This is a genomic window from Pedobacter sp. GW822-FHT03F06 (genome assembly GCF_058801365.1).
In genome coordinates, this window is the sequence record NZ_JBXANE010000013.1 from 57,469 (window position 1) to 71,717 (window position 14,249).

The following is a 14,249-nucleotide window of genomic DNA, read 5'->3' on the forward strand; positions in this document are numbered from 1 at the left end:
ATGGTTTTCATTGTTATATTAATAATCTGTTTCCTTCTACAAATGATTGCCCCCTGGTGGATCATTATTGTGATTTCTTTTGCCACCTGTGGCATTATCGGCAAAACAGGAAAAATAGCCTTCTGGCAATCTTTCCTTGCTATTTTCTTACTTTGGATCGGCTATGCTTTATTTAAAAGCTTGCCTAACGATAATGTACTCGCTGGCCGTGTAGCGATCATGACAGGTATAAAACTGTGGTGGGCATTGCTATTGGTTACTGGTATTTTAAGCGGTTTGGTGGCAGGAATTAGCGGTTACTGTGGCTATCAGTTCCGCATGGCAATGCTGGCGAAAAAAACTGACGAGAAAATAGCATAATGCTTCGTACTTTTGCCCTGTGAATTTAACAGCTAACGATATATTTTCTGTAAAAAGTACCGATGCGTTTAACGCCCTTGCCTTAAGCATTTTTAAATTACAGGCTCAAAACTGCAATGTTTACCGCGAATATATCTTTCATTTAGGTGTTGATGCGGATGAGGTGAGCGAAATTGCACAGATCCCATTTTTACCCATCAGCTTTTTTAAAAGCCATTCTATTCTTAGCAGTACAGGCCCTGTAGAAATTACTTTCAGCAGTTCTGGCACTACGGGCATGGTACAGAGCAGCCATCATGTAACTAACGTTAAATTATATGAGCAGAGCTATTTGCAGGCTTTTGCACAATTTTACGGATACATTACCGAATATTGCTTTTTGGCCCTACTCCCGTCCTACCAACAGCGAGCTGGATCATCGCTAATCTACATGGTTAACGATCTGATCGAAAAAAGCAGGCATCCACAAAGTGGTTATTTTTTATACAACCATGATGAATTGCTGAAAACCCTTCTAGATCTTAAATCAAAAAAACAGAAAACCGTTTTAATTGGTGTTACTTATGCCCTGCTCGATTTTATAGAACAATTTGAAATCGATTTCCCCGAACTGATTGTAATGGAAACGGGAGGAATGAAAGGGAAACGTAAAGAAATGGTGCGGGAAGAACTTCATGAACAATTGACCAAAGGGTTCGGGGTAAATGCGATCCATAGCGAATATGGAATGACCGAACTACTTTCTCAGGCTTATTCTTTGGGTGAAGGTATTTTCAACTGCCCCAGCTGGATGCAGGTTTTAATCCGCGACACCAATGATCCTTTAAGTTTAATCGAAAATGGCAGAACCGGGGGCATTAATGTAATCGACCTGGCCAATCTCAATTCCTGCTCATTTATTGCCACGCAGGACCTTGGCAGAATAAATCCTGATCAAAGTTTTGAAGTATTGGGCCGGTTTGATAATGCCGATATCAGGGGATGTAATCTTTTGGTGCAATAAACGCTAATTTACCTTATCCGAACAGCTTGCGCATAAACCGGTAGCAATCAGGTTAAGGTGCGCTACCTTAAATCCTGCCGGAACTTTTAATGCCGGAATTTTAACGGTATCCAAACAGTAAATTTTATGGCAGTTATTGCAGTTAAAATGCACATGTTCATCATGGTGCTCGTGTGCACTGCAGCCATCAGAGCAGATGGCATAATTGGCTGTGCCCTGTTGATCTAAAACCTTATGGATAATCCCTTTTTCTTCAAAAGCCTGCAAAACACGGTATAAAGTAACTCGGTCTGCATCCTTGCCCATCACCTGCTCCAAATAAGGCTGAGATGTTGCAGAATCTCTTCCGCTCAAAATCTCCAGCACCTGCAAACGTGGGGCAGTTCTTTTTAGTCCGTTTTTAACTAAAAGTTTTTCGAAACGCGCTGTTTTGTTTTCCATAGCAATACAAAAATAAGCAATTAATTAATCAGTTTGGCATTCTTGATGCTTATTGGCGGCGCATAGCTCGCATCCTTTTGCTCCAATTTCAAAATCCCTCTAACCCGGATAGGTTTTTCACTATACAGTACGGCATTTTCCATCTCTATCATAATCATTACCGGAATACCATTCTGCCCACAAAAATAACATTGGTTAATGGGCAAGGTAGCCAAAAGAAATTTCTGTTGTTTCTGTCCACTTTTTATAGGGATCAGGTAACCGGTTAAATCGAACTCCCTATTCTCAAAACGTCTGATCGATTCAGTAAATAGGGGCAAAAGTTCATTCTTTTCGGTAAGTTCAAATTTAACCGAGCCGATTACATCCCAGTTTAAAGAACGCAACTGATCTTTTGGGCTGTGCTTTTGCGTTTGTGCGGTAACTGAGCAAACCGAAAACAGAAAGAAAATAAAATGCAAATGTCTCATCGTTTTATAGCATCTAAAAGAAAAAAAGCAGATCGGCTATCATCAGAATCGTTGATTATAAACTTGCCTTTTAGGGTAATGGGCTCATCGGTCCAGGTAATCGGTTTTAAAGTTTTCACTTCTATCATCGAAGGGATATCGCCCGTGCCACAATACGGGCAGGAAGCAAGGGGCACAATAGAAAACATAAACTCGCTGAAGCTATTGCCAACTTTAGTAGGGATAATATAGCCAGGAAGCTCGATTATCTTATTATGGATTGCCTTTAATGCAGGTGGAAAAACAGCCTGCCAAACCAATGGTTTTACCTGCTTATCGTACTTTAAGCCAATCAGGTTCCAGGTCGGCGTGCGCATATCGGTATGTACATTTACCTGCGCAACAGCTGTAAATGAGATCAATACCAATAAAACTGTTATATATTTTTTCATCATAACTGTTTTGCATTTAAAAGAAAAAACTCGCTCCTATCATCACCCGAATCATTAATAATGAATATCCCTTTCAGTTTGATCGGTTTTTCGGTAATGGGAATAGCCGTTAACATTTTTACCTGCACCATTGATGGAATATCGCCCGAGCCGCAGTATGGACAGGATGCAATGGGTACAATAGAGAGCATAAATTCGCTAAATTTGGAGCCTACCTTTGTTGGAATGATGTAACCTGGCAGCTCGATAACCTTATTGTGTAATGCTTTTAATGCCGGTGGAAAAACGCTTCCCCATTTCTTTGGCGCAATTTCAGCATCATACCTTAAGCCGATTAGGTTCCAGGTAGGCGTGCGCATGTCGGTATGCACCTTAACCTGCGCCGCTACTACGTGGATAACTAAACATGAAACAACCAATAAAACCAATTTCTTCATCATATTAACCTCAACCAGCTTATCCGTTTTTGGTTAAAGTTTCGGCAATATCAACCTTGTAAATCTGCATAGCAGGGATAAGCGAGGCCAAAGCGCCGATAAACAGCCCGATCCAGATTAAATATACTTCCTGTGGAATTGCAGTAAGCCCTGTTAGTTTTGCCTGCGAAGATTCCTGGTAGGCTCCGATTACCTCAAGCGCAACATGGCCAATCAACAAACCCAAACAGGCACCGATAAACGTAACTAAAACCCCTTCAAACATGACCAGGAAAAACAGTTTCGATTTTGATGCGCCCAAACAGCGCATAATGGCCAGATCGTATTTACGCTCTTTCATGGCGTTATAAAGGCTGATAAAAATACTTAATGCGGCTATACCCATAATAAATATGGCAAACCATTGTAGCGTTTCGATACCAACACCGATCAGCGAAAACAACCTTGCACTTTCCATCGCCGGAGAGGCCGCCTGCATGTTTGTACTCTGGTTAACCATCCGCGGGAAAAGAATCACCGACATTGGGGAGTTATACTGAATCAGCAAAGCTGTAATCTGTTTATCGTTAATCTCTCTGGCTTCTTCCCCAACGGCATGGGTATGCTTCTCTTCGTGCATTTTATATACACTGCCAATATTAGTGAGGATCAGATTATCGGTTATATTTCCCTGTGGTTTTAATATCCCTTTTACCTGGTAAGCATGTTGTTTATGAACATCCTCATTCCCGGTTAAACCATGTGCGCCAAAAAAAGAGTCGCCAATCTTGAGCCCCGATTTTAAGGCAACAGTGCTACCAAGGGTTACTTCTAAATCTTTATGCCAAAAACTGCCCTTTAGGATAGATAAACCATAAAGATTAGAGAAAGTACTATCAGTGCCAACAATCCGATAGCCGTTATAATTATCGCCTAATGCCAACGGAACGGCCCTTTTAACCATAGGGCTATGCATTAATTTGTAAGCATCTTTAGCCTGAATATTTCCCGTTGGGTAATCGATATGGTAAACGCTACTTAATATCAACTGTAAGGGGCTTCCTTTTGCCCCCACAACCAGATCGATATCCTTGGCATTTTTCTCCAGTTTGTTGCTAATCTGTGTAGAAGCCAAAAAAAGAATAGACAGGATGCCCACACCAAAGGCAACTAAAATAATATTCAAAATTGTGGTTAGCTTATTCCTGACGAGGTTTTTGCTACTGATTTTAAAGATATTCATTAGAGTAGATAGGTTTTAGTAACGTGGTCCAGAACCCTTCGATCGTGTGTGGCAATGATCAGTGCAGCTCCATTATCTTTAGCCTGGGCAGTCAGCATCTTGATTACCTGATTGGCATTTTTATCATCTAAGCTAGATGTAGGCTCATCGGCAATCAACAGATCGGGTTTGTTTACCAATGCACGCGCCACCGAAACCCTTTGCAACTGCCCCTGACTTAATTGATCAGGATAATTTTTAGCCAGCTCGGCAATACCCAGATCGTGCAAAAGTGAAAGATTCCGTTCATGATCTACAGATAGCCCAGCCATTACCGCAGCAAGCGCTAAGTTATCGAGCACATCAAGTGAACGGATAAAATGTGGCCTTTGAAAAATGATACCGATATGTCTTCCCCTAAACCTATCCCGCTCTCTTGCAGGTAAAGTATATAAATCGGTTCCGTTAATTAAAACTTCACCCTGACTTGGCTCCAAAAGACCAGAAATAATGTTGAGCAGTGTGCTCTTTCCACTGCCCGACGCACCTAATAAAAGCCAATGTTCCATATCGGCAATTTCCCAGTATGGAAATTTTAATCTTCTCCCCTGCTCATAAACATGTGCCAGTGCACTGATCTTAATCATGATGTAACACCTTTTGCACTTTTTTAACGACCAGATTTTTGATGGCATAACGCCTGTACATTTCTATTCCATCATTTGTACCATGTTTACAGGCAGGGTTTAACATGGTGATGAACAACAATGCGGGGATAAATAAGATTTTATAATTCATTGACATATTGGTTAATAAGGATAAATTTCAGTGCTGATGATCTATGGGGCAAGACTTGAGCATTCTTAAATTAATGTAATGGGCAGCCGCAATGGTAAACCCACCAATCGGGATCAAAATCGGCTCTAGCAACTCGATTCCCGAAAAATGCCCGAAAGCAATGCAGGCAAAGCCCGAAACAAGTACCAGGATTGGCATAATACGGTAATGTTGTTTCCGGTAGGCGACACTTAAGCTCCAGATACCGATAATCAATGAAACTGCAATCATCGTAATTTCAATCGCTTCATTGGCCAGGAACCCCATATCCCACATCGGCAAAACAGTGATCAGGAATGGTAATGCGGCGCAATGTATGGCACAAAGTGTTGAGGCGGTAATGCCGATCCGGTCGAGGTTGATTTTATAACTCCGTAGTTTCATTAAAATAAATTTAGTCCACAAATATAAAAGCAATATAGTTGCATTTAAAATAATCAAGACTATATTTGCAACATAATTGCATTAACATGATAAAGAAATTACCAGTAACCGTATTGAGCGGTTTCTTGGGCAGTGGTAAAACGACAGTGCTCAACGCTATATTGAGGAATAAGCAAGATTTAAAAGTGGCCGTTATTGTGAACGATATGAGCGAGATAAATATCGATGCAGCAATGGTTAAAAATCAGCACACCTTATCTAAAACCGATGAAAAACTGGTAGAGATGAGCAATGGCTGCATCTGCTGTACGCTGCGGGAAGACCTGATGATCGAAGTGGAAAAACTGGCAAAAGAAAACCGCTTTGATTACCTTTTGATCGAAAGCACGGGGATATCTGAACCCATTCCTGTTGCACAAACATTTTCTTTTATTGATGAAGCTTCAGGTATTGACCTGAGTAGATTTAGCCGGTTAGATACCATGGTAACTGTTGTAGATGCTTATAATTTCTACAGGGATTTTGGTTCGGCAGATAAACTTGCCGACCGCAACATGGTTGATAATGTGGCTGATAAACGCACAATTGTAAACCTCCTTACCGACCAGATCGAATTTGCCAATGTAATTTTATTGAACAAAACAGATCTGGTAAGCGATACCGACCTTAAAGTACTGAAAGCATTAATTACAAGGCTGAACCCAAACGCCAAGATTTATCAGACGCTTTTTGGAGAAATAGATCCGGCTTTAATTTTAAACACAAGACTGTTCGATTTTGAATCCGCATCTGAAGGAGCAGGATGGAAAAAGGAACTAGAAGAAACCCATCAGCCCGAAACTGAAGAATATGGGATAAGTTCAACCGTATTCCGCTCCAAAAAGCCTTTTCACCCTGAAAGATTATGGCATTACATCAATAAGGAATTTCCACCGAACATTATCCGATCAAAAGGCATATTCTATCTTGCTGCCATGCCAGAGCAAGCCATTAATTTTTCGCAGGCGGGCGGTTCCTTACGCATCGATCCGGCAGGGGTTTGGTGGGCAAGTATGCAACAGCATGAACGTGAACAATACGTAGACTACCTGGAAAACAGAACTGAAATTGATGCAGATTGGGATAGTGATTTTGGAGACCGTAAAAATGAACTTGTTTTTATTGGACAGGAAATAAATAACGAAGAGCTAAAAAAATCGTTCGAATATTGTCTGTTAACTGATACAGAAGTAAAAAATTATAAAACAAAAAACACTTTTAGGAACCCTTTTGAACATATTTTACCTTAAAATGAAATAATAGTCGATGAAATGAACAAAATGGTAGTTTTTCGATGATATTCTTAGGTTTTATTTTGTGTAAATTTGATTTACCCAACCAAACTTACGCTTATTATGGAACCCTCAGAAGAATTAACTTTAGTTAAAACCCGCTTATCTTGCCCGAAGTGTAAAAATTTCGAAACTTATAGGGTGCCAAGGGGGTTTCTCTTTAAAACGCTTATGCCATGGATTTCAGTTAAGAGATACAAATGTTACAAGTGTTTTAATAAGTTTTACGTATTTAATTAACATCTATAAGTTAACATCTCATTTAAGCCACTTTAGTGGCTTTTTTCGTTTCAGGATAAACTATTACGCTAAAAGCAGTTCGCATTATTTAAGCGCGGCATGCTGCAGTTTTTTAAATACATATTCTTTATAACTTGCACCGATGGGCAATTCTTTTGTACCAATTTCGATATCGTAAGCGGTAAAAGCAGTTATTTTTTTTAAGTTAACTATAAAGGAGCGGTGTATGCGCAAAAAAGCCTTGTCTTGAAGTTCAGTTTCCAAATCGCCGATTTTATATTTCGCTGTGATTTTTTTATCTGTACAATGAATTACGATGTAATCTTTTAAACTCTCTATGTACAACACCTCTTCTTTATTCAGGTTATGGAACTTACCTCCCGCTTTTATGTAAATAAATTGCTGTGTGGTAACGGGTGATAATGCCTCAGATTTAACAATAGGGCTCCTTAATCTTAAATAACGGTCTACAGCTTTGAAAAAGCGGTCGAAAGTAATGGGTTTTAGCAGATAATCGATCAGATCAAGATCGTAGCCTTCTATTGCATATTCCCGGTAAGCCGTTGTAATAATTACAGCCGGTGGATTTTTTAAGGCTTTAAGAAAATCAATCCCTGTAATCTGGGGCATTTTAATATCCAGGAACATCAGATCAACCGGCACAGTCCTGAGTATCTCCAATGCTTTAATTGCATTTGAGCATGTACCTACAACCTCAAAAGTATCTAGCTGGTCAATGTGATTTTGGATCAACTGAATGGCCAGGGGCTCATCATCAACTAAAAGACACCTTACTTTCATAAATCTTATCTTTTTTACCTGTGTTGTTTTTTAGGTTAATATACAGTAAAACTACAAAGATATTATTGTGAGTAGTAATGCTCAGATCGTATTGTTTAGGATAAAGCAGCTGAAGCTGTTTGGTTATATTATTTATCCCGATCCTATTGTCATCTTTCTGCCTTTCCGGCATAAAACTATTTGAAACCATAAAACGGAAGCGGTTATTGATCAGCTTTAAATCTATATTGATTACAGGATCGCCAATATCTTCGCCGGCACCATGTTTAAAAGCATTTTCGACCAGGGAGAGCAAAATTAAGGGAGCAATAGTGGCATCATCGTCTGCCTCATGTGCAAAATTGACTTCTAAACGGCCACCATACCTTAGTTTTTCGAGTGCTATATAATTTTCAATCAGCGTAATTTCTGCCGATAAAGGCACATACATACCGTTGCACCTGTACAATACATGATCGAGAATTTCGGATAAACCTGCGATTGATTTTGAAGTAATTGGAGAATTAACCAGCGAAAGCGAGTAAATATTATTCAGCGTATTAAAAAGAAAGTGCGGATTTAATTGTGCCTTCAAAGCCTTTAACTCTGTTTCTGCCCTTTCCTTTTCTAAAGAAAGTTTATGCTGCTGTATAGCATATTGTTCTTTGATTAATTTAATAAAGGCAAAAATCCAGGCTGCAGAAAACGTTAACGGAAAGTAATGTGTAATAAGCTTGGGTACATCCATTGCAATTTCAAGGATAGTCTCCTGGCCAAATGGCGGTGTTCTTAAAAACGGTTCGAGCACATGCACCACCACTATTCTTGAACACAAACAGATGATGTAACTTCCTGCAAGAAAGTAAACGGCAACCACATAATAAGTTTTAGCCGTAATTAACCTGGGAATGATCAGGTAGGTTAGAAAATAGGAGGCGATAATGGTGAAGAAGATGTAGTAGGCGTGCCGAATCAGGATTTTATGAAAATCATTGTATTCATCAATGTCGTAACGGTTAAGAAACACAACAGAGGTAACCAGCCAAAAAACAATATGGCTAAGAAACCGGTGTGTGGAACTGAACTTGGCTATCCTCTCAATTAATGGCATCAACACAAATATACAATTCTTACCTGTCCGAATTTGCACCGTCGATGAACGCAACAAAAATGCCTACCGATACATCCAAATGGGTGATGAAATAGGTTAAAGTCCAAAATACATCTTTTTGGATGCCATGCTTACCTATACGGCTTCAGACAGGTTTTGACTTTGTGTTAATATCCATATTGCAGGAAATTTAAAACAAACCATGAATCAGATTAAGCGATTGTGTTTCCTGCTCCTTTTATTACCGGCACTGAAAAGCTTTGCGCAAACCGAAGTTAAACTTACCGGAAGGGTTATAGATGAAAAAACCTCAAAACCGCTCGAAAATGCAGGAATTAAACTTTTATCGGTAACAGATCAAAAAAATTTAAAAAGTACTGTTACAGATAGCAATGGCGAATTTACGCTCCTCACCCAGCCTGGCAGGTTTCACCTTAAAATCGAATTTGTTGCCTACAAAACACAGCTGCTCGAAAACAGAGAAATAACCCAGGGCTTTAAACTTGCAGACATTATCCTGAAAGAAGATGTTCAGTTGTTGAAATCGGTCGATGTAACAGCAGAAAAAACTACGGTAGAATTAAGTTTAGACAAAAAAGTATTTAATGTAGGCAAAGACCTGATCTCTAAGGGCGGTTCTGCCAATGATATTTTAAACAATGTACCTTCAGTAAATGTAGATGCCAATGGCGCCATAAGTTTACGAGGTAATGGAAGTGTGCAGGTACTCATCAACGGAAAGCCATCTATGCTGACCAATAACAATGGTTTAGAACAAATACCCGCCAGCAATATCGAAAAGGTAGAAGTAATTACCAATCCATCATCGAGGTACGAGGCCCAAGGTGGTGGCGGCATTATCAATATTGTATTAAAAAAGAATACTTTAAGTGGCTTTAACGGTTCAGTACAGGTAGGTGTAGGCGATCCGGCAAATTACAATGGTAATTTAAACCTGAGCTATAAAACCGAAAAAATCAATCTCTTTAGTAACATCGGTTATCGTTATCGGAACCTTTATGGATCGGAGCAACGATACCAAAGCGTTTTAAACAATGGGATACCGACCATACTAAGACAAAATAACGAGCAGGGAAGAAACGATGATCTTTATAATGTATACCTCGGAATGGATTATTACATCAATTCCAAAAACACTTTGACCGGAAGTTTTTATCATGATTTGCTGGTGAATAAAGACACCACGAATTACCGGTACAATTATTATAATAAAAACAATATGCTCGATAGTACAATTAACCGTTTCGAGAATTACAGAGAGCCGCAAAAATACAATCAGATCGAACTGAATTATGCAAAAACCTTTGATAACAAGGATCAAAAATGGAATACGAGTTTACAATATGTTTTCTGGAATGATGATGAAAACCAGGACATCTCCCAACAAAAAACTTTCCCAGCCACAAGTAATACCAGCCGTTTAACATCAAAGGATATTGAAAGCAGTGATGCGGTATTTATTCAGAGTGACTTTGTAGGCACTTTTTCTGGCAGTTCGAAATTTGAGGCTGGGATAAGGGCGAATATCAGATCCATCAGAAGTGACTATGGGGCCAAAGCAGATGATGTGCTGCTTCCGGCCTACAACAATAAGCTCAAGTACAACGAGAACATTTATGGCGCTTATTTTCAATACGAGAACAAATTCAAAAAGTTTAACTACCTGCTGGGCTTAAGGGCTGAATTATCTGATATCGGCATTTCGGACCGACAGGGATCTTTTCAGGCTTCAAAAGATTATATTGATCTATTTCCTACCGCAAATATTACCTATAAACTGCAAAAGAGTACAGATCTGCGTTTAAGCTATAGCAGACGGATAAACAGACCACAGTTCTGGCAGTTAAACCCGTTTTCAGGCTTATCCGATACGAGAAACTTAACCGTGGGTAATCCCGATTTAAACCCGATGTACACTAACTCATTTGAACTGGGCATCTTGCAAGGATGGGGAAAACTCACTTTCAATCCATCGATTTACTACAAACATGCCACCAATTATTTTGAATTTATACTCAAACAATCTGTTAATGGTTTTGTGAATACCCCTGTTAACCTCGATTATGAAGATCGTTACGGGCTGGAAATTTCAACCACCTACAATCCCCTATCCTGGTTGCGGTTATCGTGTGACTTTAACTATTATGCTTTTAAGCAACAGGGTACCTTTGAGAATAAAGAATATGGATCCGAAGATCGTACCTGGTTTACACGCATCAATTCACGGATGAAGTTTCTGAAGAGTTTTTCGATAGAATACAGTTTTAACTACAGGGCCAAAAACACGGATATCCAATCGGTTAATAAAGCGCAGTACCGTGCTAACATCGCCCTTAGTAAAGACCTGTTTAAAGATAAAGTTTCAGTTACTTTAGCGGTAAACAATATTTTCGATTCGTTTATCGATAAGCAGATTACCTCAACAGATACCTATTATCTAGAATCGAATTTTAAAGGAATCGGGAGGCTAACCACCGCAACATTAGTTTACCGCTTTAACCGTAAAAAAGATGAAAAGGACAGGTTACCAGATCAGGAGTAGGTTATGGAGAGCATGAATAGATTAAAATGTAATCAATTTATTTCCTACCGAGTAACGTTGTTAAAAATTTCGTGCATTTTATTTTTGGTATCAATTGATTTTTGAATATTGAGTACGCTAAAAATAAGTGCAAGAGGAAAAAACATATAATTAAGGGCAAAAAACATCCCAACCATAGCAAAAATCATCAAAATTGCCCCAGATACAGATACCGAAAACAGAAATTTTAGACTTTGCCTTTTGTTGGCCTTGATGATTTCGAAACTTCCGCTATCTACCCTATCCCAAAAGTAATATGTAGAAACAAGTTGGTCATTACTCCTTTCTTTAAACAGAATCTTTTCATGAGCCCATTTAACTACTTCATAATCGAGCGCTTCCAACTCCCGGGTTATTCGATCGAATAGAATCTGATGCGAAAGATCAACTTCCTGTTCAATTTTAAATTCGAGCCCAATGAATAGATCTTTTATTTTCAGTTTCATTGGGCTTAAAAATATTATTCGGCGATTAAAAGGAAATAGTTTTTCTTTCCTTTCTGAACGACAATGAATTTGTCGTTGATCAGATGCACAGTATTGAAAACCTGCATAGGGTCAGCTATTTTTTCTTTATTTACGGAAACGCCTCCACCCTGGATCATTTTTTTAGCTTCGCCCTTGGATGGAAAAACAGCTGCTTTTTCTGCTAGTAAAGTTGCTGCATCAATTCCATCAGCTAGTTCAGTTTTCGAAATGGTAAGCTGAGGAATACCTTCGAACATTTCTAAAACGTGACTATCTGAAAGCGTATTCAAAAATTCCAAAGTTCCATTAAATAAAAATTCAGTAGTTTTTATTGCGGTTTCTAAAGCTTCTACCGAGTGGGTTTTTATAGTAATATCCTCAGCCAAAGCTTTTTGAAGAATACGCAGATGCGGCGCAGCGTCATGTTCTTTTTCTAAAGTTTCAATCTCTTCCTTGTTTTTCAAAGTGAAGATACGGATCCATTTTTTCACATCATCGTCAGATGATTTTAACCAAAACTGGTAAAATTTATATGGAGAAGTTTTCTCCGGATCCAGCCAAACCGCACCACTTTCGGTTTTACCGAATTTGGTTCCGTCTGCTTTTTTAATCAACTGCGTAGTAATGGCATAAGCTGTACCAGCGTCTTTTCTTCTGATCAGTTCCGTACCGGTAACAATATTGCCCCATTGATCTGATCCCCCCATCTGTACCAGGCAGTTTTCGTTTTTCCATAAATGATAAAAATCGTAACCCTGAATCAGTTGGTAACAGAACTCGGTAAAAGATAAACCGGAATCGCCTTCCAAACGTCTTTTAACACTATCCTTTGCCATCATGTAGTTAACGGTAATGTGTTTACCTACATCCCTGATAAAGGTAAAAAGATTCATATCCTTAAACCAATCGGCATTGTTAACCATTACTGCACCATTTCCACCTTCTTCAAATTTTAAGAATTTAGCCAATTGCTTTTTCATCCCTTTCAGGTTATGCTCAATCATTTCAGGGGTTTGAAGATTACGTTCATCAGATTTCCCTGATGGATCGCCTACCATACCAGTAGCACCACCAACCAAAGCAAACGGCTTGTGACCAGCATTTTGAAAATGAATCAGTGTCATGATCTGCGTTAGGTGACCAACATGCAACGAATCTGCAGTAGGGTCGAAACCGATATAACCAGAAGTCATACCCTCGTTTAACTTTTCTTCAGTATTCGGCATAATATCATGCAACATGCCACGCCATCTTAACTCTTCAACAAAATTCGTCATTGTACAAACACTTTAATAATGTGCGTGCAAAGATAAAATTTTAGCTTAGTTTAAAGCAAATTAGTTGGTTTTGTAAACGAGTTATCGCAATTGTGCTTTGCAGTCCTGTATCCTTACCAATATTTTACCATTGGCGCTTTACAACCATATCAGAAAACATTACCTTGCAAGATGAACTTTTTATCCCATTATTATTTCGACCGGACAAGTAATGATGCCAATGTGGTAATGGGAACGGTTTTGCCAGATCTGATTAAAAATGCTGCAAAAGAGGCAAATTTATACCCACAGAAGAATGAATTCCTGTTTAAAGGAAATCCTGATGAAGAAAACCTGCTTTTTGGCTGGAAAAGACATTTAGCGGTCGACCTGCTCTTTCATTCCTCTAATTTTTTCCTCGAGAAAACCACCGAACTTAAACAGCTCATTAAGCCCATTGTAGAAAATACTGCGGTCCGCCCATCATTTCTCGCTCATATTGGCTTAGAACTTTTATTGGATCATTTATTGGTAACGCACAATCTGGTTCAGGTGAATCATTTTTATGATAAACTCGAAGCGGTAAAAAAAGAATCATTAAGCGATTTTCTGGAGCACTGTAACCTGAAATATCCAGAAGTATTTTTCAACTTCCTAGAAAAGTTCATCAGCAGTAAATACCTGTTGAGTTACCAAAAACTCGAAAATATCAGTTATGCTCTTAACAGGATCTGTATGCGTTTGTGGCCTGAAACGTTAAATGAAAAACAGTTGCAGCAGCTGACTTTTGAACTTGGGATTTTTAAAACCGTTCTAGAAAAAGATTACATGGATATTTTTGAGGAGATTGAGAAAAAACTGGTTTGATTATTTTGATATATTTGGGAAAACCAAACAA

At 38.9% G+C, this 14,249-nt stretch carries 17 protein-coding genes; 5 read left to right on the forward strand and 12 right to left on the reverse strand.

Annotation, left to right across the window (positions count from 1 at the left end):
• Both AC1RJ8_RS20615 and AC1RJ8_RS20620 read left to right on the forward strand, forming a co-directional pair.
• Positions 1 to 360 carry a hypothetical protein gene (locus tag AC1RJ8_RS20615; protein WP_138820517.1) on the forward strand — a complete coding sequence of 120 codons (360 nt, stop codon included), beginning with the start codon at positions 1 to 3 and terminating at the stop codon, positions 358 to 360.
• A 19-nt stretch (positions 361 to 379) separates the two neighbouring features.
• The gene (locus tag AC1RJ8_RS20620) at positions 380 to 1,363 is read left to right on the forward strand and encodes a LuxE/PaaK family acyltransferase (protein ID WP_492955423.1); all 984 of its coding nucleotides are present in this window, start codon (positions 380 to 382) and stop codon (positions 1,361 to 1,363) included.
• A gap of 3 nt (positions 1,364 to 1,366) precedes the next feature.
• On the opposite strand, the gene AC1RJ8_RS20625 is transcribed toward AC1RJ8_RS20620, so the two are convergent.
• Genes AC1RJ8_RS20625 through AC1RJ8_RS20660 form a run of 8 tightly spaced genes read right to left on the reverse strand, consistent with a single transcriptional unit; the run spans position 1,367 to position 5,564 of the window.
• On the reverse strand, positions 1,367 to 1,804 hold the full coding sequence (locus AC1RJ8_RS20625) for a Fur family transcriptional regulator (protein WP_492955424.1): 438 nt from the start codon (positions 1,802 to 1,804) through the stop codon (positions 1,367 to 1,369).
• A gap of 20 nt (positions 1,805 to 1,824) precedes the next feature.
• Positions 1,825 to 2,274, reverse strand: coding sequence for a hypothetical protein (locus AC1RJ8_RS20630; RefSeq protein ID WP_492955425.1), 450 nt, complete (start codon positions 2,272 to 2,274; stop codon positions 1,825 to 1,827).
• Positions 2,271 to 2,705 (reverse strand): hypothetical protein, encoded by a 435-nt coding sequence (locus AC1RJ8_RS20635; RefSeq protein WP_492955426.1) that lies wholly within the window; start codon positions 2,703 to 2,705, stop codon positions 2,271 to 2,273. The genes AC1RJ8_RS20630 and AC1RJ8_RS20635 overlap by 4 nt, the downstream gene beginning before the upstream one ends.
• On the reverse strand, positions 2,705 to 3,145 hold the full coding sequence (locus AC1RJ8_RS20640) for a hypothetical protein (protein ID WP_492955427.1): 441 nt from the start codon (positions 3,143 to 3,145) through the stop codon (positions 2,705 to 2,707). The genes AC1RJ8_RS20635 and AC1RJ8_RS20640 overlap by 1 nt, the downstream gene beginning before the upstream one ends.
• A gap of 16 nt (positions 3,146 to 3,161) precedes the next feature.
• The gene (locus tag AC1RJ8_RS20645; RefSeq protein WP_492955428.1) at positions 3,162 to 4,364 is read right to left on the reverse strand and encodes an ABC transporter permease; all 1,203 of its coding nucleotides are present in this window, start codon (positions 4,362 to 4,364) and stop codon (positions 3,162 to 3,164) included.
• Positions 4,364 to 4,990 carry an ABC transporter ATP-binding protein gene (locus AC1RJ8_RS20650; RefSeq protein ID WP_492955429.1) on the reverse strand — a complete coding sequence of 209 codons (627 nt, stop codon included), beginning with the start codon at positions 4,988 to 4,990 and terminating at the stop codon, positions 4,364 to 4,366. The genes AC1RJ8_RS20645 and AC1RJ8_RS20650 overlap by 1 nt, the downstream gene beginning before the upstream one ends.
• Positions 4,983 to 5,141 carry a hypothetical protein gene (locus AC1RJ8_RS20655; RefSeq protein WP_492955430.1) on the reverse strand — a complete coding sequence of 53 codons (159 nt, stop codon included), beginning with the start codon at positions 5,139 to 5,141 and terminating at the stop codon, positions 4,983 to 4,985. The genes AC1RJ8_RS20650 and AC1RJ8_RS20655 overlap by 8 nt, the downstream gene beginning before the upstream one ends.
• Positions 5,142 to 5,168: 27 nt before the next feature.
• Positions 5,169 to 5,564: a MerC domain-containing protein gene (locus AC1RJ8_RS20660; RefSeq protein ID WP_492955431.1), complete on the reverse strand. Its 396-nt coding sequence runs from the start codon at positions 5,562 to 5,564 to the stop codon at positions 5,169 to 5,171.
• Between the two features lie 86 nt (positions 5,565 to 5,650).
• On the opposite strand from AC1RJ8_RS20660, the gene AC1RJ8_RS20665 reads away from it, so the two are divergent.
• Complete coding sequence (locus AC1RJ8_RS20665) at positions 5,651 to 6,853, forward strand: GTP-binding protein (RefSeq protein ID WP_492955432.1); 1,203 nt, start codon at positions 5,651 to 5,653, stop codon at positions 6,851 to 6,853.
• A gap of 366 nt (positions 6,854 to 7,219) precedes the next feature.
• On the opposite strand, the gene AC1RJ8_RS20670 is transcribed toward AC1RJ8_RS20665, so the two are convergent.
• Together AC1RJ8_RS20670 and AC1RJ8_RS20675 are read right to left on the reverse strand one after the other, a co-directional pair.
• Positions 7,220 to 7,936: a LytR/AlgR family response regulator transcription factor gene (locus tag AC1RJ8_RS20670; protein ID WP_492955433.1), complete on the reverse strand. Its 717-nt coding sequence runs from the start codon at positions 7,934 to 7,936 to the stop codon at positions 7,220 to 7,222.
• Positions 7,911 to 9,026, reverse strand: a complete 1,116-nt coding sequence (locus tag AC1RJ8_RS20675) for a sensor histidine kinase (RefSeq protein ID WP_492955434.1) — start codon at positions 9,024 to 9,026, stop codon at positions 7,911 to 7,913. The genes AC1RJ8_RS20670 and AC1RJ8_RS20675 overlap by 26 nt, the downstream gene beginning before the upstream one ends.
• Positions 9,027 to 9,228: 202 nt before the next feature.
• Here AC1RJ8_RS20675 and AC1RJ8_RS20680 point away from each other — a divergent pair, with 202 nt between their 5' ends.
• Positions 9,229 to 11,589, forward strand: a complete 2,361-nt coding sequence (locus AC1RJ8_RS20680; protein ID WP_492955435.1) for a TonB-dependent receptor — start codon at positions 9,229 to 9,231, stop codon at positions 11,587 to 11,589.
• Positions 11,590 to 11,633: 44 nt separating this feature from the next.
• Here the strand turns inward: AC1RJ8_RS20680 and AC1RJ8_RS20685 are convergent, their stop codons facing one another.
• A complete protein-coding gene (locus AC1RJ8_RS20685) occupies positions 11,634 to 12,074 on the reverse strand; it encodes a hypothetical protein (protein WP_492955436.1) in 441 nt (146 codons plus the stop codon).
• A 14-nt stretch (positions 12,075 to 12,088) separates the two neighbouring features.
• Entirely contained in the window at positions 12,089 to 13,372 is a 1,284-nt protein-coding gene (tyrS, locus tag AC1RJ8_RS20690; RefSeq protein WP_492955437.1) for a tyrosine--tRNA ligase, read from the reverse strand.
• 171 nt (positions 13,373 to 13,543) lie between these two features.
• On the opposite strand from tyrS, the gene AC1RJ8_RS20695 reads away from it, so the two are divergent.
• A complete protein-coding gene (locus AC1RJ8_RS20695) occupies positions 13,544 to 14,218 on the forward strand; it encodes an ACP phosphodiesterase (protein ID WP_492955438.1) in 675 nt (224 codons plus the stop codon).
• The last annotated feature ends 31 nt before the right edge of the window (positions 14,219 to 14,249 follow it).